Annotated in this window: 20 protein-coding genes; 10 read left to right on the forward strand and 10 right to left on the reverse strand. The window is 72.5% G+C overall.

The features are described from left to right. Positions 1-3: 3 nt before the first annotated feature. Entirely contained in the window at positions 4-1,278 is a 1,275-nt protein-coding gene (locus C1I93_RS06915; protein ID WP_111242391.1) for a hypothetical protein, read from the reverse strand. A 175-nt stretch (positions 1,279-1,453) separates the two neighbouring features. On the opposite strand from C1I93_RS06915, the gene C1I93_RS06920 reads away from it, so the two are divergent. Genes C1I93_RS06920 through hutH form a run of 6 tightly spaced genes read left to right on the forward strand, consistent with a single transcriptional unit; the run spans position 1,454 to position 9,342 of the window. Next, positions 1,454-2,302, forward strand: coding sequence for a MurR/RpiR family transcriptional regulator (locus C1I93_RS06920; protein ID WP_111242392.1), 849 nt, complete (start codon positions 1,454-1,456; stop codon positions 2,300-2,302). A gap of 12 nt (positions 2,303-2,314) precedes the next feature. Next, entirely contained in the window at positions 2,315-4,006 is a 1,692-nt protein-coding gene (hutU, locus tag C1I93_RS06925) for a urocanate hydratase (RefSeq protein ID WP_111242393.1), read from the forward strand. Next, positions 4,000-5,217: an allantoate amidohydrolase gene (locus tag C1I93_RS06930; RefSeq protein WP_111242394.1), complete on the forward strand. Its 1,218-nt coding sequence runs from the start codon at positions 4,000-4,002 to the stop codon at positions 5,215-5,217. Before hutU ends, C1I93_RS06930 begins: the two co-directional genes overlap by 7 nt. Before the next feature lie 32 nt (positions 5,218-5,249). Continuing rightward, the gene (locus tag C1I93_RS06935) at positions 5,250-6,608 is read left to right on the forward strand and encodes a formimidoylglutamate deiminase (RefSeq protein ID WP_111242395.1); all 1,359 of its coding nucleotides are present in this window, start codon (positions 5,250-5,252) and stop codon (positions 6,606-6,608) included. Then, a complete protein-coding gene (gene hutI, locus C1I93_RS06940) occupies positions 6,605-7,810 on the forward strand; it encodes an imidazolonepropionase (protein WP_111242396.1) in 1,206 nt (401 codons plus the stop codon). Before C1I93_RS06935 ends, hutI begins: the two co-directional genes overlap by 4 nt. Further along, positions 7,807-9,342: a histidine ammonia-lyase gene (hutH, locus tag C1I93_RS06945; RefSeq protein ID WP_111242397.1), complete on the forward strand. Its 1,536-nt coding sequence runs from the start codon at positions 7,807-7,809 to the stop codon at positions 9,340-9,342. Before hutI ends, hutH begins: the two co-directional genes overlap by 4 nt. A gap of 100 nt (positions 9,343-9,442) precedes the next feature. Here hutH and rdgB read toward each other — a convergent pair whose 3' ends face one another. The 9 genes from rdgB to C1I93_RS06990 all read right to left on the reverse strand — a co-directional run bounded on the left by rdgB (position 9,443) and on the right by C1I93_RS06990 (position 16,221). Next, positions 9,443-10,048, reverse strand: a complete 606-nt coding sequence (gene rdgB, locus C1I93_RS06950; protein ID WP_111242398.1) for an RdgB/HAM1 family non-canonical purine NTP pyrophosphatase — start codon at positions 10,046-10,048, stop codon at positions 9,443-9,445. Then, complete coding sequence (rph, locus tag C1I93_RS06955) at positions 10,045-10,773, reverse strand: ribonuclease PH (protein ID WP_111242399.1); 729 nt, start codon at positions 10,771-10,773, stop codon at positions 10,045-10,047. The genes rdgB and rph overlap by 4 nt, the downstream gene beginning before the upstream one ends. Positions 10,774-10,821: 48 nt before the next feature. Continuing rightward, entirely contained in the window at positions 10,822-11,568 is a 747-nt protein-coding gene (locus C1I93_RS06960) for an MBL fold metallo-hydrolase (RefSeq protein WP_111242400.1), read from the reverse strand. Between the two features lie 267 nt (positions 11,569-11,835). Further along, positions 11,836-12,801, reverse strand: coding sequence for a PLP-dependent cysteine synthase family protein (locus C1I93_RS06965; protein ID WP_111242401.1), 966 nt, complete (start codon positions 12,799-12,801; stop codon positions 11,836-11,838). A 10-nt stretch (positions 12,802-12,811) separates the two neighbouring features. Further along, positions 12,812-13,162, reverse strand: coding sequence for a MoaD/ThiS family protein (locus tag C1I93_RS06970; protein WP_111242413.1), 351 nt, complete (start codon positions 13,160-13,162; stop codon positions 12,812-12,814). Between the two features lie 62 nt (positions 13,163-13,224). Further along, positions 13,225-13,713: a M67 family metallopeptidase gene (locus tag C1I93_RS06975; RefSeq protein WP_111242402.1), complete on the reverse strand. Its 489-nt coding sequence runs from the start codon at positions 13,711-13,713 to the stop codon at positions 13,225-13,227. Between the two features lie 54 nt (positions 13,714-13,767). Continuing rightward, positions 13,768-14,262, reverse strand: coding sequence for a DUF2017 domain-containing protein (locus C1I93_RS06980; RefSeq protein WP_181445049.1), 495 nt, complete (start codon positions 14,260-14,262; stop codon positions 13,768-13,770). Positions 14,263-14,264: 2 nt separating this feature from the next. Continuing rightward, positions 14,265-14,555, reverse strand: a complete 291-nt coding sequence (gene clpS / locus C1I93_RS06985) for an ATP-dependent Clp protease adapter ClpS (RefSeq protein WP_111242404.1) — start codon at positions 14,553-14,555, stop codon at positions 14,265-14,267. 136 nt (positions 14,556-14,691) lie between these two features. Continuing rightward, the gene (locus C1I93_RS06990) at positions 14,692-16,221 is read right to left on the reverse strand and encodes a P-loop NTPase family protein (RefSeq protein WP_111242405.1); all 1,530 of its coding nucleotides are present in this window, start codon (positions 16,219-16,221) and stop codon (positions 14,692-14,694) included. Positions 16,222-16,422: 201 nt separating this feature from the next. Here C1I93_RS06990 and C1I93_RS06995 point away from each other — a divergent pair, with 201 nt between their 5' ends. The 4 genes from C1I93_RS06995 to C1I93_RS07010 all read left to right on the forward strand — a co-directional run. Beyond that, entirely contained in the window at positions 16,423-19,101 is a 2,679-nt protein-coding gene (locus tag C1I93_RS06995) for a LuxR C-terminal-related transcriptional regulator (RefSeq protein ID WP_111242406.1), read from the forward strand. 16 nt (positions 19,102-19,117) lie between these two features. After that, complete coding sequence (locus C1I93_RS07000) at positions 19,118-20,404, forward strand: nicotinate phosphoribosyltransferase (protein ID WP_111242407.1); 1,287 nt, start codon at positions 19,118-19,120, stop codon at positions 20,402-20,404. A 14-nt stretch (positions 20,405-20,418) separates the two neighbouring features. Continuing rightward, entirely contained in the window at positions 20,419-21,000 is a 582-nt protein-coding gene (locus C1I93_RS07005; RefSeq protein ID WP_111242408.1) for an isochorismatase family protein, read from the forward strand. Positions 21,001-21,070: 70 nt separating this feature from the next. Further along, positions 21,071-22,241, forward strand: a 1,171-nt coding sequence (locus C1I93_RS07010) for an MFS transporter (RefSeq protein WP_111242414.1), incomplete at its 3' end; no start/stop codon positions are given.

A 22,241-nucleotide genomic window follows, 5' to 3' on the forward strand; every position in this document is an offset into this window, starting at 1 on the left:
CCCTCAGAAGAGAAGCACGTCGCGAAGGTAGTTGGCGACCCGGCGGAGGCGACCGGCGCCGTCGATCGGCGCGGTCATGCGGAAGACCAACTGGTGATCCAGTTGGCCGGTGCTCGCACCGCGCCAGTACGCGACGAAGACCAGGCCGTACCGCCGGTCTCCGTCGATCTGCAGCTGGCTGGATTCGGCATAGGCGACGTGCCGCCCTGCTCGCCTCCACTGCAGGCCCCAGGCGTCCTCAGCCTGACGCATGGCGGTCTGCTGTCGCTCATCACAGGGCTGCGCGCAGTTCCGCACGATCAATTCGCCGCCCAACGCCTGACCGCCCGCGGCGGGCGTACCGCAGTTGTACTTGACGAACCCATCGGCCCGACCGGCCAGGGTGCACTCCCATTCCATCGGAACCTTGACCGGAAAATTCAGGCCCTCGAGACCGGCAAGTGTGCTGACGGTGTCCAGTTCGGTGAAGCGCGGCCACGCATCCGGCCACGCGCCCTGCTCGGGCGGCTCGATGCCAGGCGACTGCGGCGGTGACGCCGGCGCCGGCGGAGGCAGGACGGTGGCGCTGGCGACCGGCGCCGCCGGTTCGTCCACATCGTCTGATCCAGCCCAGACGACGACTCCACCGGCACCGGCAACCAGCACCAGGACCAGGGCGGTCACCCCTAGCCAGAGGGTGGTCCGGCGCTTCGGCGGCGCCGAGGGTGTGATGCGGCGGACGGACGAGCCGAACGGGTCGTCGGACCGGGTGTCGGTCGGCGGCGGGGACGCGGGCGACGGGTACTGAGACGATGTCAGCGGGGCGCCCAGCGCCACCGGCGAGGCTGGAGTCCCCGAGATCGGAGTCCCCGAGATCGGAGTCCCCGAGATCGGAGATCCGGATATCGGGTGCGGGTGCCCGGAGACGGGTGCGCCGGACGCCGGTGACGCGGAGACGGGCGCGCCGGAGGCGGGTGCCCCGGAGGCGGGTGCGGGGGTGTAGTCCACCCCCAGCGCCCGGAAGAGCTTCTCGGGTGCCGCCCCTGCCTCGGCCGGGTACGCCACCCAGGGCTCGGTGGCGGAAAAGTCCGCGTACGCGAAGGAAAGGCCCCCCGGCGTCTGCGCGAGGGAGTTCACCGTTCCGGCGAACGCCTCCCGCCAACCTTCGGCGGCCGCGACGGTCGCGTCCAGGACGGCCACCGTCACGAAGCGGCCCTGCTGGTCGATGGCCGCCCACGCCTTGCCGACCGACGACCCGCCCAGCAGGTGGGTGTACCGGTAGGGGCCGTCCGGCTGCATGGCACAACTCCCTCTGCTCGACCGCCGTGCGGATCCTATCGACCTGCCGCACGTCACCCGGCTCACCGGTCCCCACACTCCCGGTAGTCGCCACGAATTCGCAGCTCAGTGGTGGTCCACTGGGGAAGCGAGGGAGGCCCTTCCCAATGAAAGTTTTTATGCATAGAGTCACGGCATGAATGAAGGAGCTGCGACGGGGTCGGCCGAGGGAGTCGTCGGCCTCTTCGACGGCGTACGCCTCACCCCCACGCAGCGCCGCATCGCGCACTGCCTGGTGCAGCACGCCCCCGCCGTCGGCTACCTTTCCGCCGCCGAGGTCGCCGAGCTGGCCGGGGTCAGCCAGCCCTCGGTCACCCGGTTCGCGGTGGCGCTGGGCCACGACGGCTACCCCGCGCTACGCCGCCGGCTGCGCGAGCTGACCACCTCCGCGCCCGGCCCGGCCACCGCCGGCAACGAACTTCAGCAGGCGGTACGCGCCGAGATCGGCAACCTGGACCGGCTGACCGAACAGCTCGCCGACCGGGAGCGGATCGCCGAGACCGGGCGACTGCTGGCCGCCAGCCGCCCACTGCCGGTGCTCGGGCTGCGGGCCGCCGCGCCGCTGGCCGCGTACTTCGCCTACTTCGCGGCAAAGGTGCACCCGGACGTGCGGGTGCTCGACGACGGCGGCAGCCTGCTCACCGACCGCTTGGAGCAGGCCGCCGAGGCCGGTGCGCGGGCCCTGCTTGCCTTCGTGCTGCCCCGCTACCCGCGGGAGACCCTGGACGCGCTGGCCGAGGCCCGCGCCGCCGGGCTGACCGTGGTGGCGATCACCGACTCGCCGGTCAGCCCGGCGACCGAGCACGCCGACGTGGTGCTGCCCGCCGCGGTCGGCGCCCAACTGGTGTTCGACCTGCACACCGCCCCGATGACCCTGGCCATGGTGCTGCTCCAGGCGATCTGCGACGCCGCTCCGGCCGAAACCCAACGCCGGTTGGAGGCGTTCGAAGCCTCCGCCGCCCGTCGCCAGTTGTTCCTCGGTTAGGAGGAGAATCCCGTGACACAACCCATCCGGGCCGCACGCGGCACCGAACGCACCGCCCGCGGGTGGCCGCAGGAGGCCGCCCTGCGGATGCTCATGAACAACCTCGACCCCGAGGTCGCCGAGCGCCCCGACGACCTGGTCGTCTACGGCGGCACCGGCAAGGCGGCGCGGGACTGGCCGTCGTACCACGCCCTGGTGCGGACGCTCACCGACCTGCGCGACGACGAGACCATGCTGGTGCAGTCCGGCCGTCCGGTCGGGGTGCTGCGCACCCACGAGTGGGCGCCCCGGGTGCTGCTGGCCAACTCGAACCTGGTCGGCGACTGGGCGACCTGGCCGGAGTTCCGCCGCCTGGAGCAACTCGGCCTGACCATGTACGGGCAGATGACCGCCGGTTCGTGGATCTACATCGGCACCCAGGGCATCCTCCAGGGCACCTACGAGACCTTCGCCGCCGTGGCCGCGAAGCTCGCCAGCGCCCGTGGCGATGGGCAGCCGGACAGCGGCGACACCCTGGCCGGCACGTTGACGCTCACCGGCGGCTGCGGCGGCATGGGTGGGGCACAGCCCCTCGCAGTCACCATGAACGGCGGCGTCTGCCTCATCGTGGACGTGGACCGGACCCGGCTGGAACGCCGGGTGCACGACCGCTACCTGGACGAGATCGCCGACTCGCTCGACGACGCGGTCGAGCGGGTGCTGGCGGCGAAGCGGGAGCGTCGGGCGCTCAGCGTCGGCGTGGTGGGCAACGCCGCCACCGTCTTTCCCGAGCTGCTGCGCCGGGGGGTGCCGATCGACATCGTCACCGACCAGACCAGCGCCCACGACCCGTTGTCGTACCTGCCGGAGGGGGTGGAGCTGGGCGACGCCCGGGACTACGCCGCGGCCAAGCCGGCCGAGTTCACCGATCGGGCCCGCGAGTCGATGGCCCGGCAGGTCGAGGCGATGGTGGGCTTCCTCGACGCCGGTGCCGAGGTCTTCGACTACGGCAACTCGATCCGGGGCGAGGCGAAACTCGGCGGCTACGCACGCGCCTTCGACTTCCCCGGTTTCGTGCCGGCGTACATCCGGCCGTTGTTCTGCGAGGGCAAGGGCCCGTTCCGGTGGGCGGCGCTCTCCGGCGACCCGGCCGACATCGCCGCCACCGACCGGGCGATCCTGGAGCTGTTCCCGGAGAACGAGTCCCTGGCCCGGTGGATCCGACTGGCCGGCGAGCGGGTCGCCTTCCAGGGTCTGCCGGCGCGGATCTGCTGGCTCGGCTACGGCGAACGCGATAAAGCGGGCGTACGGTTCAACGAGATGGTCGCCTCCGGTGAGCTGAGCGCCCCGCTGGTGATCGGCCGGGACCACCTGGACTGCGGCAGCGTCGCCAGCCCGTACCGGGAGACCGAGGCGATGGCCGACGGCTCCGACGCGATCGCCGACTGGCCACTGCTCAACGCGCTTGTCAACACCGCCAGCGGGGCGTCCTGGGTCTCCCTGCACCACGGCGGCGGCGTCGGCATCGGCCGGTCCCTGCACGCCGGGCAGGTCTGCGTGGCCGACGGCACCGCGCTGGCCGGGCAGAAGATCGAGCGGGTGCTCACCAACGACCCGGCGATGGGCGTGATCCGGCACGTGGATGCGGGGTACGACGCGGCGAGCACAGTCGCCGAGCGCACCGGCGTCCGCGTGCCCATGACCGAAGGAGGGGCCCCTTGTTAACGCATACGGTAGAGGAAGGGCCCCTTATTAACAGTTTCCGCCAACTCTGGGACGAGATCGCGCCGATCGGCCGCGACCCGCACAGCGGCGGCTACCTGCGGTACGCGCTCACCGAGCCGGAGCTGCGGCTGCGCGAGTGGTTCCGGGAGCAGGCCGACGAACGGGGCATGCCGGTCACCGAGGACGGCAACGGCAACCTGTTCGCCTGGTGGGGCGACCCGGACGCCGGTGACGCGGTGCTGACCGGCAGCCACTTCGACTCGGTGCCGCACGGCGGCGCGTACGACGGCCCGCTGGGCATCGTCAGCGCCTGGCTCGCCGTCGACGAGCTGCGCGCCGCCGGGGTGACCCCGGCCCGGCCCCTGGTCGTCGGCGCGTTCGTCGAGGAGGAGGGAGCCCGGTTCGGCGTACCGTGTCTGGGGTCGCGGCTGCTCACCGGGCAGCTTGCGGCCGACCGTGCGGCCGGGCTGCGCGACGCGGCCGGGGTGAGTTTCGCCGAGGCGCTGGGTGCCCGCCCGGCGGGCGCCGACCCGGCGCTGCTCGGCCGGTTCGCCGCCTTCGTGGAGCTGCACGTCGAGCAGGGCCGGGCCCTGGTCGACCAGGGCGCGCCGGTCGCGGTGGCCAGCGCCATCTGGCCGCACGGCCGCTGGCGCTTCGACGTCACCGGCGAGGGCAACCACGCCGGTACGACCCGGATGGCCGACCGCCGCGACCCCATGTTGACGTACGCGTTCACGGTGCTCGCCGCCAACAAGGAGGCCCGGTTGCGCGACGCGCACGCCACGGTGGGCCGGGTGTCGGTGGAGCCGAACGCCACGAACGCCATCCCGTCCCGGGTGACCGGCTGGCTGGACGCCCGGGCCGCCGAGCCCGACACGCTCGCCGCACTTGTCGAGGCGGTACGCGTCAAGGTCGCCGAACGGGCCCGCCGGGACGGCACCCGGGTCACCCTCACCGAGGAGTCGGCCACCCCGCTGGTGGCGTTCGACGGCGGCCTGGCCGACCGGCTGGCGGCGCTGCTTGACGCACCGGTGCTGCCCACCGGCGCAGGGCACGATGCCGGGGTGCTGGCCGCACACGTGCCGACGGCGATGCTCTTCGTCCGTAACCCCACAGGCGTGTCGCACTCCCCCGCCGAGTCGGCCGCCGACGCCGACTGCGCCGCAGGGGTGACCGCCCTGGCCAAGGTGCTGGCGGAGTTGACCACGTGAGCGGATCAGCGAGCGAAGCAGCAGGTGCCGGCATGAGCGAGGCCCTTTGGCTGGCGGAGTACGCGTGGCTGCCCGAACAGGACGCACCGACTCCGGACGTGTTGATCGAGACGACCGACGGCCGGATCACCGCCGTGACGCCCCTGACACCGTCGGGCCGACCGGACGCCGGGGTCGACGTGCTGGGCGATGCGGTCCGGTTGCCGGGGCTGACCCTGCCGGGCCTGGCCAACGTCCATTCCCACGCCTTCCACCGGGCGCTGCGCGGGCGTACCCACGGTGGGCGTGGCGACTTCTGGAGCTGGCGCGACCAGATGTACGCCGTCACCAGCCGGCTCGACCCGGACTCCTATCTGGCGCTGGCGCGGGCGGTGTACGCCGAGATGGCCCTGGCCGGGATCACCGCCGTCGGTGAGTTCCACTACCTGCACCACGGCCCGGACGGCACGCCGTACAACGACCCGAACGCGATGAGCGCGGCGCTTGTCGAGGCGGCGGCACAGGCCGGGATCCGGCTGACCCTGCTGGACACCTGTTACCTGACCGCCTCGGTGGGCGGCGAGCCGCTGGCCGGACCGCAGCGACGCTTCGGTGACGGCGACGCGTCGCGGTGGGCCGAGCGGGTCGGCGGGTTCACCCCGGACGGCGCGCACGCCCGCCTCGGTGCGGCCATCCACTCGGTGCGGGCGGTGCCCGCCGACCAGCTCGCCACCGTGGCCGGCTGGGCACATCAGCGGGACGCGCCGCTGCACGTGCACCTGTCGGAGCAGCCGGCCGAGAACGACGCCTGCCGGGCGGTGCACGGCCGCACCCCCACCGCCCTGTTGGCCGAGCACGGTGTGCTGGGCCGGTCCACCACGGCGGTGCACGCCACCCATCCGACAGGCGGTGATGTGAGCCTGCTCGGCGAGAGCCGGACCGCTGTCTGCCTCTGCCCCACCACGGAACGGGACCTCGCCGACGGGATCGGGCCGGCCCGCCGGATGGCCGACGCCGGGATCCCGCTCAGCCTGGGCAGTGACAGCCACGCGGTGATCGACCTGTTCGAGGAGGCCCGCGCGGTGGAGCTGGACGAGCGGCTGCGGACCCGCAAGCGGGGCCACTTCACCCCGGCCGAGCTGTTGACGGCCGCGAGCGCGGCCGGGCACGCCGCGCTGGGCTGGACCGACGCCGGCCGGATCGCGGTAGGTGCCCGCGCCGACCTGGTCACTGTGGCGCTGGACAGCGTACGCACGGCCGGGGTGGCACCGGCGGGTGTCTGGTTCGCGGCGAGCGCGGCAGATGTCAGCCAGGTGGTGGTGGACGGCCGGGTGCTGGTGCGCGACGGCCACCACCTGACCGTCGACGTACCGCACGAGCTCGCCACCTCGATCGCGACGGTGATCTCATGAGCAGCCTGCTGGTGGACAACATCGGTGAGCTGGTCACCAACGAGGCCGGCCGGGGCGAGGGCGGGCCGCTGGGCATCCGGCGCCGGGCCGCGCTGCTGATCGAGGAGGGCGAGGTGGCCTGGGTGGGGTCGGCCGCCGACGCGCCGGCCGCCGACCGGCGGATCGACGCCGACGGCGCGGCGGTGCTGCCCGGCTTCGTGGACAGCCACGCCCACCTGGTCTTCGCCGGGGACCGGGCAGGCGAGTTCGCCGCCCGGATGGCTGGGCAGCCGTACACCGGCGGCGGCATCCGGACCACGGTCCGCGCCACCCGCGCCGCCTCCGACGGCGAGCTGCGCGCCACCGTGCGCCGGCTGCGCGCCGAGGCGTTGCGGCAGGGCACCACCACCATCGAGATCAAGAGTGGGTACGGCCTGACCGTCGCCGACGAGGCGCGCTCGCTGCGGATCGCCGCCGAGGTCAGCACGGAGACCACGTTCCTCGGCGCACACGTGGTGCCGGCCGAGTACGCCGACCGTCCCGACGACTACGTCGGGCTGGTCTGCGGGCCGATGCTGCACGCCGCCGCCCCGTACGCGAAGTGGATCGACGTGTTCTGTGAGCGGGGCGCCTTCGACGTCGACCACGCCCGGGCGATCCTGGCCTGCGGGCAGGCCCTGGGCCTCGGCGTACGGGTGCACGCCAACCAGCTCGGACCCGGGCCGGGGGTGCGGCTCGGGGTGGAGTTGGGCGCGGCCAGTGTGGACCACTGCACCCACCTGACCGACGCCGACGTGGACGCGCTGGCATCGACCCGGTTCGACTGCATGTGTGCCGACGGTGGGCACACCACCACCGTGGCGACGTTGCTGCCCGGTGCCGAGTTCTCCACCCGCTCGCCCTATCCGGACGCCCGCCGGTTGCTCGACGCCCGAGTCACGGTGGCGCTGGCCACCGACTGCAACCCCGGCTCGTCGTACACCTCGTCGATGCCGTTCTGCATCGCGCTCGCCGTACGCGAGATGCGGATGACCCCGGCGGAGGCGGTGTGGGCCGCGACCGCCGGTGGCGCGCGGGCGCTGCGCCGCGACGACATCGGGGTGCTGCGGCCCCGCGCCCGGGCCGACCTGATCATCCTCGACGCACCCTCCCACCTGCACCTGGCCTACCGGCCAGGAGTCCCGCTGATCCGCCAGGTCCTGCACAACGGAGTTCCGCTATGACCGTCACCGTCCAGCCCACCGGGATCTCCCCCGCCGACCTGCTCGCCGTGGCCCGGGGCGGCACGACTGTCGTCCTCGACCCGGCCACCGTGTCGGCCATGGCCACCAGCCGGTCCATCGTGGACGGCATCGAGGCCGCCGGTCGCCCGGTGTACGGCGTCTCCACCGGCTTCGGCGCGCTGGCCAACACCTTCGTCGCCCCCGAGCGGCGGGCCGAGTTGCAGCACGCGCTGATCCGGTCGCACGCCGCCGGGGTGGGCGCGCCGATGCCACGGGAGGTGGTGCGGGCGATGATGTTGCTGCGGGTCCGCTCGCTGGCGCTGGGCCACTCCGGGGTCCGTCCGCTGATCGCCACCGCCCTGGTGGACCTGCTCAACCACGACGTCACCCCGTGGGTGCCGGAACACGGCTCGCTGGGTGCCTCCGGTGACCTGGCACCGCTGGCGCACTGCGCCCTGGTGCTGCTCGGTGAGGGCTGGGTGCTCGGCCCGGCCGGCGAGCGGCTACCGGCCGCCGACGCGCTGCGCCACGCCGGTCTCGCCCCGATCGAGCTGGCCGCCAAGGAGGGGCTGGCGCTGATCAACGGCACCGACGGCATGCTCGGCATGCTGCTGCTGGCGATCCACGACGCGGCGCACCTGTTCACCATGGCCGACGTGACAGCCGCCCTCGCGATCGAGGCGATGCTCGGCTCGGAGCGGCCCTTCCTGCCCGAGCTGCACGCCATCCGCCCGCATCCCGGGCAGGGCGTCTCGGCGGCCAACATCCACCGGCTGTTGCAGGACTCGGCGGTGATGGATTCGCACCGGGACGACCTGGCGCACGCGGTGCAGGACGCGTACTCGATGCGCTGCGCGCCGCAGGTGGCCGGCGCAGCCCGGGACACCCTGGACTTCGTCCGGACGGTGGCCGGACGGGAGCTGCTCTCGGTGGTGGACAACCCGGTGGTGCTGCCCGACGGTCGGGTCGAATCGACGGGCAACTTTCACGGCGCCCCGCTCGGTTTCGCCGCCGACTTCCTGGCCATCGCCGCCGCCGAGGTGGGCGCGATCGCCGAGCGCCGGGTGGATCGGCTGCTCGACGTCACCCGATCCCGGGAACTGCCGGCGTTCCTCTCCCCCGACGCCGGGGTCAACTCCGGGCTGATGATCGCTCAGTACACGGCGGCCGGCATCGTCGCGGAGAACCGCCGGCTGGCCGCGCCCGCCTCGGTCGACTCGCTGCCCACCAGCGGCATGCAGGAGGACCACGTCTCGATGGGTTGGGCCGCCACCAAGAAGCTGCGTACCGTGCTGGACAACCTGACCAGCCTGCTCGCGGTGGAGCTGCTGGCGGCCGTACGCGGCCTGCAGTTGCGGGCGCCGCTGGTCCCCTCGCCCGCCGGCCGGGCGGCCATCGCCGCCCTCGGCGGCGCCGCCGGCGAGCCCGGTCCGGACGTCTTCCTCGCCCCCGTGATGGAAGCCGCCCGCACCACGATCGCCACCCCCGACCTCCGCACCGCCATCGAGCACGAGATCGGCCCCCTCGACTAGCCCCCGACGACGTCGCGCGAGATGCCGCAAGTCGCGCCGTCAGCCACCCCGAATGCCGCGCGATGCCGCAAGTCGCGCCGGGAAGCCGGCAGGAGGCCGGTCAGAGGAGCTTGGCGACCAGGGCGGCCAGCTCGCGCAGGGCCTTGCCGCGGTGGCTGATGGCGTCCTTCTCCTGCGGGGTCAGCTCGGCGTTGGTGCGGTCCTGGCCGTCACCGAGGAAGATCGGGTCGTAGCCGAAGCCGCCGTCCCCACGCGGGGCGCGCAGCAACCGACCCGCCTGCCTGCCGTCGACCAGGTGCTCCTTGCCGCCGGGCAGCACCAGCGCGATGGTGCAGACGAACGAGGCGCCGCGATGCTCGTCCGGCACGTCGGCGACCTGGTCGAGCACCAGTTGGAGGTTGGCCTCGTCGTTGCCGTGCCGACCGGCCCAGCGGGCGCTGAACACCCCCGGCATCCCGTTGAGCGCGTCGACGGCCAACCCGGAGTCGTCGGCGATCGTCGGCAGCCCGGTGCGCCGGCAGCCCTCCCGCGCCTTGATCAGCGCGTTCTCGCCGAAGGTCAGCCCGGTCTCCGGCAACTCCGGGTACGCCTCGACGTCGTCCAACCCGATCAGGGCGATCCGGTGCGCGCCGAGCGCGGTGTCGAGGATGCGCTGCAACTCGACGAGCTTCTTGCGGTTCCTGGTGGCGAGCAGCACCTTGTTCATGAGGAAAGAGCCTTCCGCTGGGCTTCGGCGAGATCCAGACAGCCGAGGACGCCCAGGTCGAGCAGGGCATCCAACTGGTCGCGGGCGAACACACCGGCCTCGCCGGTGCCCTGCACCTCGACGAAGTCGCCGGTGCCGGTGCAGACCACGTTCATGTCGACCTCGGCGGCCACGTCCTCGTCGTAGCACAGATCCAGGCGCGGCTCGCCGTCGATCACGCCGACGCTTATCGCCGCCACCGACCGGTGCATCACGTTCTCCGGCTTGCCGGAGAGGGCCTTGCGGGCGGCGAGCCAGGTGACCGCGTCGTGCAGGGCCACGTACGCGCCGGTGATCGCGGCGGTCCGGGTGCCGCCGTCGGCCTGGAGCACATCGCAGTCGAGCACAATCGAGTTCTCGCCGAGCGCCTTGAGGTCGATGGCGGCCCGCAGGCTCCGGCCGATCAGCCGGGAGATCTCGTGGGTACGCCCACCGACCTTGCCCTTGATGCTCTCCCGGTCCGAGCGGGTGTTGGTGGCCCGGGGCAGCATCGCGTACTCGGCGGTGACCCAGCCCAGCCCGGAACCTCGACGCCAGCGGGGCACCCCCTCGGTGACGCTCGCCGTGCAGAGCACCCGGGTGTGGCCGAACTCCACCAGGACGGAGCCCTCGGGGTGGGTGCTCCAACCGCGGGTCAGGCTCACCGGTCGGAGTTGGTCGGGCCGTCGCCCGTCAGGTCGCGCCATGCCCTGCACCCTATGTGGTGGGCGGATCGGCGGATCCGCGCGGGCGGGTCAAATGTCGTAGCTGGCGCCGGGGCGGACCACTTCCAGCGGGCCGGGGTACGCGGCGGCAGCGGAGGCGACGGTGTGCGCCTCGCTGCCCCAGGCGTCCACCAGGTGGGTCAGCAGCAGCCGCCCGACGTGCGCCTTGGCCGCCGCCTCGCCGGCCTCCCGGCCGGTCAGGTGCAGGTCCGGTGGGTTGTCCACCCCGTCGAGGTAGCTGGCTTCGCAGAGGAACGTGTCGGCGTTCTGGGCCAGCCGCAGCAGCGCCTCGCAGGGGGCGGTGTCTGAGGAGTAGCAGAGCGCCCGACCGCCGTGTTCCAGCCGTACGCCGTAGGTCTCGACCGGGTGCAGCACCCGGTCGACGGTGACGGTGAACGGGCCGATCGGGAAGGTGCCGGGTTGCAGCGCGTAGAACTGGTAGACGTCCTCGACGGTACGGTCCTCCTGGCCGTACGCCGCGGCGATCCGGTCCGGTGCGCCGGCCGGCGCGTAGACCGGCAGCGGCGGATAGGGGCCGTCGGGGGCGTATCGCCGCACCACCACGTACGACGCGGCGTCGAGGATGTGGTCGCAGTGCAGGTGGGTCAGGAGGATCGCGTCCGGGGCGTGCAGCCCGGCGTAGCGCTGGAGGGTGGAGAGCGAGCCCGCGCCGAAGTCGACCAGGAGCCGGAAGTTGTCGGCTTCGACCAGATATGCCGAGCAGGGGGACTCGGGTCCGGGGAAGCTGCCCGCACAGCCCAGGACGGTCAGTCGCATCGAGTTGTCTCGCTGTCACGGTAAGTAGTAGTCCTACCGGCCATCGCCCCGGCGATGATGATCACTACCGACGCGTACGCCACGCTGGGAGCCTACGCCCGGCTCCGCAAGGGCAAGAATGATCTGCGGAAAGTTGTCGCCAACGTGACACCCACCTCGGCCGTCCGATCGACGCCGCGTTGGCTGAGTGGCCAATCAGGATGACCCAACGTGACGAGGGCCACCGACGGTTCGTCGGTGGCCCTCGCCCATGTCACTCTCCCCAGGTCAGGCCCAGAGCTGCCCCTCCAGGGCCTCCTCCGCGTCGGCGAGCGTGCCGCCGTACGCGCCGGTGCTGAGATATTTCCAGCCGCCGTCGCTGACCACGAAGGCCACGTCCGCGCGGCGACCGTCGCGGACCGCCTCGTGCGCCACGGCCAGCGCCGCGTGCAGCACCGCCCCGGTGGAGAAACCGACGAAGAGCCCCTCCACCTCCACCAACTGCCGGGTACGCAGCACCGCGTCGCGGGTGCCCACCGAGAACCGCCGGTTGAGCACTGTGGCGTCGTACAGCTCCGGGACGTAGCCCTCGTCGATGTTGCGCAGGCCATACACCAGCTCGCCGTAGCGCGGCTCGGCCGCGACGATCTGGATGCCCTCGACCTTCTCCCGCAAGTAGCGGCCGGTGCCCATGAGCGTGCCAGTGGTGCCCAACCCGGCCACGAAATGCGTGATCGTGGGCAGGTCGTGCAGCAGCTCGGGGCCGGTCGTCTCGTAGTGCGCCCGCGCGTTCGCCTCGTTGCCGTACTGGAAGAGCATCACCCAGTCCGGATGCTCGGCGGCGATCTGCTTGGCAGTGGCGACCGCCTGGTTGGAGCCGCCGGCCGCCGGTGAGAAGATGATCTCCGCACCGTACATCCGGAGCAGTTGCACCCGCTCGGCCGAGACATTCTCCGGCATCACGCAGACCAACCGGTAGCCGCGCAGCTTGGCGACCATGGCCAGGGAGATGCCGGTGTTTCCGCTCGTCGGCTCCAGGATCGTGTCACCCGGCCGGAGCTTCCCGGCCGCCTCGGCGGCCCGGACCATGAACATGGCCGCCCGGTCCTTGATGCTGCCGGTGGGGTTACGGTCCTCGAGCTTCGCCCAGAGCCGCACCGGTGGCGCCCCGTCCGGCACCGTCGGCGACAGTCGGGGCAACCCCACCAGCGGCGTACCGCCGCAGGCGTCCAGCAGGCTGTCGTACCGCGCCATGGTGGCCGCCTCAGCCGAGGGTGACGGGCACGCGGCGCCCGGCGGCGACGTGCTGGGCGATCGCCGCCGCGGCGGCGAAGCCGAACGCACCACCGGCCACCGCGGGCAGGATGGTGACGCTGTCGCCGTCGTTGAGCTTGGCGTCCAGCGCGCCGAGGAAACGGACGTCCTCGTCGTTGACGTAGACGTTGACGAAGCGGTGCAGCACACCGGCCTCGGTGACCAGCCGGCCACGCAGCCCGGCGTGCCGGGAGTCAAGGTCGGTGAGCAGGTCGTTGAGCGTGTCGCCGCTGCCCTCGACGACCTTCGCGCCGCCGGTGTAGCTGCGCAGGATGGTGGGGATGCGAACCTCGATGGCCATGATGTCGTACTCCTCGATCGGGTGTGCTCGGTGACGGAAAGGGCGTTGCGGGGCTGAGAGGGTCAGCGATCCGAACACTCGTAGTCGACCGTCGCCGGGCTCTGCCCGAACATGTAGGACTGCACGGCGTGCGGATCCACCCCGGCGTCGAGGATCCGCACCGGCTCCTCGGTCACCACCCCGTCCACGATGCGGAAGGAGCGGATCTCCTCCGTGTCCGGCTCACGGGTGGAGACGAGCAGGTAGTGCGCGCCCGGCTCACCGGCGAAGGAGATGTCCGTACGTGACGGGTACGCCTCCGTGGCGGTGTGGGAGTGGTAGATGACGACGGGCTCCTCGTCCCGATCGTCCATCTCCCGCCACACCCGCAGCTGCTCCATCGAGTCGAACTCGTAGAACGTCATCGAGCGGGCGGCGTTCTCCATCGGGATGTGCCGGGTCGGAGTGTCGCTGCCGACCGGGCCGGCGACCACGCCGCAGGCCTCGTCGGGGTGGTCCCGACGAGCGTGGGCGACGATCGCGTCAACGATCGACCGGTCGATGCTCAGCACGCCGCCCAGCCTAGCGCCCGAGGGCCGCCAGCGGCGAGGCGGTGCCCGTCACACTCACTCGATCAAGGCGTTGAGCAGGGACTCCTGGAGATAGCCCAGATAGGCGTAGACCGAAAGCTGGAACACCCGGCTGGACGAGGGGTCGGCCGAGACGGCGTCGTCCAGCTCGGCACCCAGATCCGTGCCGTCCTTGATCTCCAGGCGTACGCCCATGGCCAGCCGGGCGTCGTTGAGCGCCCGCAGCCACGCCTCGGCCGCCTCCGCGTCCAGGCGTACCTCCCCGCTGCCGTCGTCGGGCAGCGCGGCCAGGATCGCCCCGGCCTGGTCGATCTTCGCGGTCTTCAGATCACCCTCGGTGTAGCGGCGGAACTCCGCGGTCCCCGCCGCGTCGTCCGGGTACGCCTCGGGAAAGAGCCGGCACACCACCGGATCGGTGTGGTCGAAGCCGTCAGTGAGCAGGCCGACCACCTCCGAGGCGACCTTGCGCAGGACACGCACCTCGTCGATGGCGAAGGTGGCGACGTACCGGTCACCCCGGCGGCGGAACATGCTCACGACCGGTCCACCGTCGCCCAGAGGCCGTACGCGTGCAGCTGCGAGGCGTCGTGCTCCATCCGCTCCCGCGCGCCGCTGGACACCACGGCCTTGCCCTTGTGGTGCACGTCCAGCATGAGCTGCTCGGCCTTCTCCCGGCTGTAGCCGAAGAGCTTCTGGAACACCCAGGTCACATATGTCATCAGGTTGACCGGGTCATCCCAGACGATCGTCACCCACGGCCGGTCTGACGCCGGGACCTCATCGGTGTCCGGGGTCTCGACCGGTGCAACCTGCGGAGCCGCCATGCCCCCCATCGTGCCACCGGATCGGCGGAACCGAGGAACCGGAACGCCGGACCGGCCCGGCTCGTCGCCATCGGGGACCGTCCGGTGACCGTGCCCGCGACCGTCAGGCGTCCCGAGCGCACCTGCGGCGGGCCGGTCAGGCGAGCAGGGTGCCACGGTCGGCGGCATCGGAGAGCACCGTGCCGAGCGAGAGACGGATCACTTCGAAGCGGCGGGCCAACTCCCGGGGCAACTCCAGCTCGACCTCGCGCAGTGCCCGCTGGACCCAGGCCCGGGCGGCGTCCGGGTCGTTGCGTCCCGGGGTACGCCAGTGCTGCCAGCACCCACCGGCCAGCGCCACCGCCAGTGGCGGGAGCAGCTCCGTACGGACCGCGGCGGGATACGCCGACATCGCGTCGACAGCGGCGGCACCGGTCATCCCGGTCACGTCCGCGCCGCTGGTGACCAGCAGCGCCCGCCGCAGCTCCGGCCCACTGGTGTGGTAAGTCAGGCCCCAACTGACCGCGTCGTCGATGCGCCGGTGGACCCCCTCCGGCAGGGGTGCGCCGAACAGCCGCCCGGCGACGTCGCCGACGATGGTCCGGACGAGTTGGTCGCACTGCGCGGTGACCAGCAGCGAGATCGCCTCCAACTCCCGGTCGAGGAACCGGGGCAGACCGGCACAGCCGACGCCGAAGAGGATCTCCTGCACCGCCCGCCGATGCAGGTCGGCCAGGCTCAGCGCCAGGTGTTGGCGGATCCGTCGGGTCGCGGCGCGCAGCTGCCGGTCGAGCGACTCGGACCAGTCGCCCGGCTCGTCGAGCACCGGCACCCGGTCCCGGAATCCGGGCGGCTGCGGCGGCGCACTGCCCCGGCGCAGCACCTCGTCGGACGACCAGTCGACAAGTGCCTGCCGCAGCTCCTCCACGTCTGCGTCGACGATCGGAAACCACCGGGCGGCGGCCAGCCCCGGCACCACGGCGAGCAGCGCAGCCCGGTGTGCCGCGATGCTGACCGACACCTGGTCGACCACCGCGCCGGTCCTGACGTCGGCGGCCGGCACCGGGCCGGTCCTGACGTCGGCGGCCGGCACCGGGCCGGTCCTGACGTCGACGGCCGGCGTCACCGCGAAGAAGACCGGCACCGATGCCGCAGCCACCTCGGCGAGCAGGTTCAGCGCGACGCCACTGAACGACTGGTCCGCCGCGATCACGAACAGCAGTGCGCCGGCCCGGCCGACCGCGTCGAGCAGCACCCCGGTGCCGGGTTGCCCGAGCGATTCGATGTCCGGCGTGTCGACAAGTCCGAACCACTTCAGCACCGGCTTGGGCAGGCTCAGCTCGACCCGGCGGGGCGGTCGGGCCAGCGCCGGCCCGACCGCCGGCAGCTCCGGGCGGTACGACGCCGGCATCCGGTATCCGGGCACGTACGCGGCCCGGCTGGCCGTCGTGGCGTGCCGCACCACAAGCCAGCTGCCGGCCGGCACGTCCAGCATCTCGACGTCGAGGTCGGACAGTGCGGCGAGCACACCGGCCCGACCGGCGTCGGCGGGCCCCGTGGCGATCACCTCGATCGGCTCGTCCGGACCGGTGCGGCCCACCACGAGCCGTTCGGGAAAGAGGCCGGGACCGGCCGGCCGGGCACTGTCATCGGGCGTACCGAGGTGGTGGAGCGGGCCCGGCATCATCAGGCGACAGCCTCCGCGGCAGGACGGCCGGCACTGCCGGTCGCAGTGAAAATCCGGGTCACGCCTTCCGGATTCCGGAAGGTTACGGCGGTTCCGCGTCCAGACAGAGGTATTCAGATACTCAGTGGTAACTGTTGGCCTACTCAACTCCGCCGGCCGAGGCTACCTATCCGGCATCAGTTTCATCGATATGCTGCGCGAATGGGTCGGTGGCGGTTCGTAGGTCGCAGAGCGGAACTCGAACGTCTGCACAAGGCGGTCACCGGAACACTCGGGCGGGGCATCTTCTTCACCGGCAACGCGGGCATCGGCAAGAGCCGGCTGTTGCGGGAGGGCGTGGACAGCCTCCCCGCCGAGGCGTACGCGGTCGGGTGGATCGCGGCCAGCGCCACCACCGCGGCGATGCCCTTCGGCGGCATGGTGCAGGTGCTGCCGGTCGAGCAGCCGCAGGGGCTCTCACCGGCGGGTGTCCTGCGGTGGGCCGTCGACCTGTTGCAGCAGCAGGCCGCGGGGCGGCGGATCGTGCTCACCGTGGACGACGCGCACCTGCTCGACCCGCCCACCGCCGCGCTGGTGCACCTGGTGGCCCGGACCGAGAACGCCTGCGTGGTGGGTACGCTGCGCAACGGCGAGCAGATCCCGCTGCCGATCCGCGCACTGTGGACCGACGATCTGGTCGAACACGCCGAGCTGAGCCCACTGGCCCCCGCCGAGACCGCCAGGCTGCTCACCGCGATCCTCGGCGGCCCGGTCGACGGCCGCACCGCGGATCGGCTCGGTGAACTGAGCGCCGGCAACCCGCTGCTGCTGCGCGAGCTGGTGCACGCCGCGCAGGGCACCGGGGAATTCACCGAGCGGTACGGGCTCTGGAATTGGACCGGCCGGCTGGAGCTGGCTCCCAGCCTGACCGATCTGATCGACATCCGGATCGGGCAGCTCAGCCACGGCGTACGGTCCGTGGTCGAGCTGGTCGCCTTCGGCGAGCCGTTGGGCCTGCGCCTGCTCAACATGGTCGCGGAGGAGACCGACGTGGAGGCCGCCGAGGAGCGCGGGCTGATCACGATGGTCCACTCCGACCGGCGGCTCAACGTCCGGCTGGCCCATCCGCTCTACGGCGAGGTGGTGCGCCGGCAGTGCCCGGTCAGCCGGACCCGCCGGCTCCAGGCACACCTGGCCGACCTGCTGGAGGGGGTCGGCAAGCGGCGGCGGGAGGACCTGCTCCAGGTGGCGGTGTGGCGGTTGGACTCCGGCACCGCGCAGGATCCGGCCATGCTGATCGCCGCGGCCGGGCAGGCGTTCGCGCGCTACGACGTACCGTTGGCGACCCGGCTGGCCCGCGCGGCGCTCGACACCGGCGGCGGATTCGAGGCGGCCGAACTGCTGGCCAGCATCCTGATGTTCGCCGACCGGCCGGCCGAGGCGCTGGGGGTGCTCGACGCGGTCGCCACCGACACCTGTGACGAGGAGCGACTCAGCCGCTGGCTGACGGTCCGGGGCATGGTCAGCTACTGGGGGTTGAGCCAACCGGACGCAGTGGAGGAGATCGCCCGGCGCGGCACCGAGCTGACCGACCTCGCCGCTCAGGCCAGGCTCCGCGCCTTCGAAGCGATCATGCGCCTGCACCGGCTGGAAGCCCCAACCGCGCTCCGGCTCGCCCAGGGGGTGCTGGACCGGCCCGCGGCCAGCGTGGCCGCGCGCGAGCTGGCCCGCTGCACCATCGCTCACCTCCAGGCCGTGCAGGGTCGGCTGTGCCGCAGCGCGGCTGCGGTCGACCTGGTCCAGTTGAAGGCGGCCGACTGGCGGGCAGGCGCGCCGTACCTGCGATTGGCAGTGGAGCTGGCCCGGGGCACCCGGCTCGCCCTCTCCGGCGACCTGGCCGGCATCGACGCCCTGGGCGCCGACGAGTTCGCCGACCTGGCCGACCGGGGAGACTTCCGGCTCGGCAGCGGCTACCTGACGATCCTGCGGGCGTACGCGGCCCGGCTGCGCGGGCGCAGCGACACCGCGATGCAGGCCGCGTTGAGCGCCTGCGCGATCCTGGCGACCAGCCGGGTCTACGCGGGGCTGGCGCAGGCGGAGCGGGCGCAGGCCGCCGCGCTGCGCGGCGACGCCAGGCAGGCGGTCGCGGCGATGGCCGAGGCCGACAACAGCCACTCGCCGAACATGGCGGTGCTGTATCCGTGGCTGGAGCAGGCCCGGGCCACCACGCTCGCCGCCGGCGGTGACCTGTCCGGTGCCGTCGCCCACCTGCACGAGCTGGTCGCTCGGCTGCGCGCCGACGGCTTCGCCGGACACGAGACGCTGGCGCTGCACGACCTCGTACGCCTGGGCGAGGCCGCCGCCCCGACCGGGCCCACCTGCTCCGACGGCAGCCGACGCACCGTCGCGCAGCGGTTGACGGAGCTGTCGGAGAAGGTCGACGGTGAGCTGTCCCCGCTGCTCGCCCGGCACGCCCGGGCGGCGGCCGACGGCTCGCCCGAGCAGCTGCTCCACGCCGCCGACAGCTTCATGACACTCGGGCTGGTGCTGCCCGCCGCGGAGGCGGCTGCCGTCGCCGTACGGCTGCTGCGCAAGCACCGCTCCCCGGCCCTCACGGCCGCCAACGAGCGGCTCGCCGTCCTGCTCGGCTGCTGTGACATCGTGCACACTCCGGCGCTGCGGGCGGTCGCCCCGACGTTGACCGAGCGGGAACGGCAGGTGGCCCGGCTCGCGGCGGACGGCGAGACCAGCCGCACCATCGCTCAGCTGCTCTTTCTCTCCGCCCGGACGGTGGAGAACCACCTCCAGCGGATCTACAGCAAGCTCGGCGTGACCGGTCGGGCCGAGCTGCGGGCCGCCCTACGGACGATCCCGGGCCACGACGACGCGGCGGCGACGTGAAACATAGTCTGAGGGTGTGCAAACGCTTCGTCCCGCGCTGCTGACCGACCACTACGAGCTGACCATGGTCAGTGCCGCCCTGCGGGACGGCACGGCGGACCGTCCCTGCGTGTTCGAGGTTTTCACCCGCCGGCTGCCCGCCGGCCGCCGCTACGGCGTGGTCGCCGGCACCGCCCGGTTGATCGACCTGATCCGCGAGTTCCGCTTCGACCCGGCCGACATCGACTTCCTGCGTCGCACCCGCGTGATCGACGAGCCGGCCGCCGCCTGGCTCGCCGACTACCGGTTCACCGGCGACATCGACGGGTACGCCGAGGGTGAGCTGTTCTTCCCCGGCTCACCGATCCTGACCGTCTCCGGCACCTTCGCCGAGTGCGTGGTGCTGGAGACCCTGGTGCTCTCGGTGCTCAACCACGACTGTGCGGTGGCTGCCGCGGCGGCCCGGATGGTCACCGCGGCCCGGGGCCGGGCGCTCATCGAGATGGGTTCGCGGCGTGCCCACGAGGAGGCGGCGGTCGCGGCGGCTCGCTCGGCGTACCTGGCCGGCTTCCGGTACACCTCCAACCTGGCGGCCGGCCAGCGGTACGGCATCCCCACCGCGGGCACTGCCGCGCACGCGTTCACCCTGCTGCACGACGACGAGCGGGCAGCGTTCGCCTCGCAGGTCGCCACGCTGGGCAAGGAGACCACGCTGCTTGTCGACACGTACGACATCAGCCAGGGCATCCGCAACGCGATCGAGGTGGCCGGGCCGGAGCTGCGGGCCATCCGGATCGACTCCGGCGACCTGGCGGTGATCGCGCACCAGTCCCGCGAGCTGCTGGACTCGCTCGGCGCCACCGAAACCAAGATCATCGTTTCCGGTGACCTCGACGAGTACGCCATCGCCGCACTGGCCGCCGAACCCGTGGACATGTACGGCGCGGGCACCGCAGTGGTCACCGGCTCCGGAGCGCCCACGGCCGGGCTGGTCTACAAACTGGTCGAGGTGGCGGGCCGCCCGGTGGTCAAGCGCTCCGAGCAGAAGGCCACCATCGGCGGGCGCAAGGTGGCCGTCCGGCGGCACAAGCCCACCGGCACCGCCACCGAAGAGGTCATCGTCCCGCAGGGCGTGCCGGACCGGCACGCCAACGACCGGCTGCTGCAACGGTCGTACGTGGCCGACGGCGAGCCGGTGCCGCTGCCGACGCTCGACGAGTCGCGGGAGCACCTGCGCCAATGCCTGATCTCCATCCCGTGGGAGGGTCTGAAACTCTCCGCAGGTGACCCGGCGGTGCCGGTCGCCGTGGTGCCGGCCGACTGAGAGGAGCGATCCCGGTGAGCAACGCGCTGATCATCGTCGACGTGCAGAAGGACTTCTGCGAGGGCGGATCGCTGGCCGTGGCGGGGGGCGCGGGCGTGGCCGCCGGCATCTCCCGGCTGCTCGCCGCCGAGCCGGACCGCTGGGACCACGTGGTGGCGACCAAGGACTTCCACATCGACCCCGGCCTGCACTTCGCCGACTCGCCCGACTACGTGAGCACCTGGCCCCGGCACTGCGTGGTCGGCACCCCGGGCTCGGAGTTCCACCCCGAGCTGGCCACCGACCGGATCGAGGCCATCTTCCACAAGGGCGAGTACGCCGCCGCGTACTCGGGCTTCGAGGGGCACGCCGAGGACGGCGAGGGCCTGGCCGACTGGCTGCGGCGGCACGGGGTGGACCGGGTCGACGTGGTGGGCATCGCCACCGACCACTGCGTCCGGGCCACCGCCCTGGACGCCGCCCAGGAGGGCTTCGCCACCACGGTCCTGCTCGACCTCACCGCAGCCGTCGCGCCGGACACCACTGACGTCGCGCTGCGCGCCTTCGACGGGGCCGGAATCACCATGCACGGCGCACCTGTGATCAGAGCCGCATGAACCGGTAATACGTTGCGGGTGTCGTACCTCCGGTCCAGGATGTCCGACGGAGGTACGGACCGACGTGAACATGAAGCCTTACCGGGAGGCGCTCGCCCTACCCGGTCTGCGGTCGTTGCTGTTGGTGGCGGTCCTGGCCCGGATCCCACTGACCGCGGTCGGCGTCACGCTGACGTTCTACGTCGTGCAGGACCTCGGGCGCGGCTACGGTGCGGCCGGTCTGGCCGGCGGCGCGATCACCGTCGGCGCGGCGATCGGCGGTCCTTTGCTCGGCCGCCTCGTCGACCAGGGCGGGCTGCGTCCGGTCCTGGTCCTCACCACCGTGGCCGAGGCGATCTTCTGGTTCACCGCGCCGCTGCTGCCGTACCCGGTGCTGGTGCCTGCCGCTCTCCTGGCCGGTCTGCTGGCGCTGCCGATCTTCTCGGTGATCCGGCAGTCCATCGCCGCACTGGTGCCGCCGGAGCAGCGCCGACCGGCGTACGCGCTGGATTCGATGTCGGTCGAGCTGTCATTCATGATCGGTCCCGCGCTCGCCACCGTCGGCGTGACCATGATCTCGGCCCGCCTCACGCTCTACCTCGTCGGTGCCGGCATCGTCGCCGCCGGTGCCGTGCTCTGGCTGCTCAACCCGCCGGTACGCAGCGCCAGCGAGGCGGCCACCGGACCGCAGCCGAGAATCGCCCGCCGGCAGTGGCTCACCTCGCGCATGGTCGCCGTCTTCGCGGTGAGCGCCGCGGCCACCCTGGTGCTCGGCGGCACCGACGTGGCAGTCATCGCCGTGCTGCGTGAGAACGGCGACACCGCCTTCACCGGCGTGGTGCTCTCCGTATGGGCGGTAGCGTCGCTTGTCGGCGGCTTCGCGTACGGCGCGATCCACCGCTCCTTCTCCCCGGTCGCGCTGCTCGGCCTGCTGAGTCTGTGCACCATCCCGGTCGGGCTGGGCGGGTCACACTGGTGGCTGCTCTGCCTGGCGCTGATCCCCGCCGGGATGCTCTGCGCCCCCACCATCGCGGCCACCTCCGACGCGGTCAGCCGCCTCGCCCCGGCCAGCGTCCGCGGCGAGGCGATGGGGCTGCACGGCTCCGCGGTCACCGTCGGCATCGCCGTCGGCGCCCCACTGGCCGGCGCAGTGATCGACGCCTCGGCACCACTGTGGGGCTTCGCCGTCACCGGTGCCATCGGCGCCCTGGTAGCCCTCGTCGTGCTCCCCATCGAACTCCACCACCGCCGCACCCACACCC

It is taken from the genome of Micromonospora endophytica, assembly GCF_003236305.1.
GTDB lineage: Bacteria > Actinomycetota > Actinomycetes > Mycobacteriales > Micromonosporaceae > Micromonospora > Micromonospora endophytica.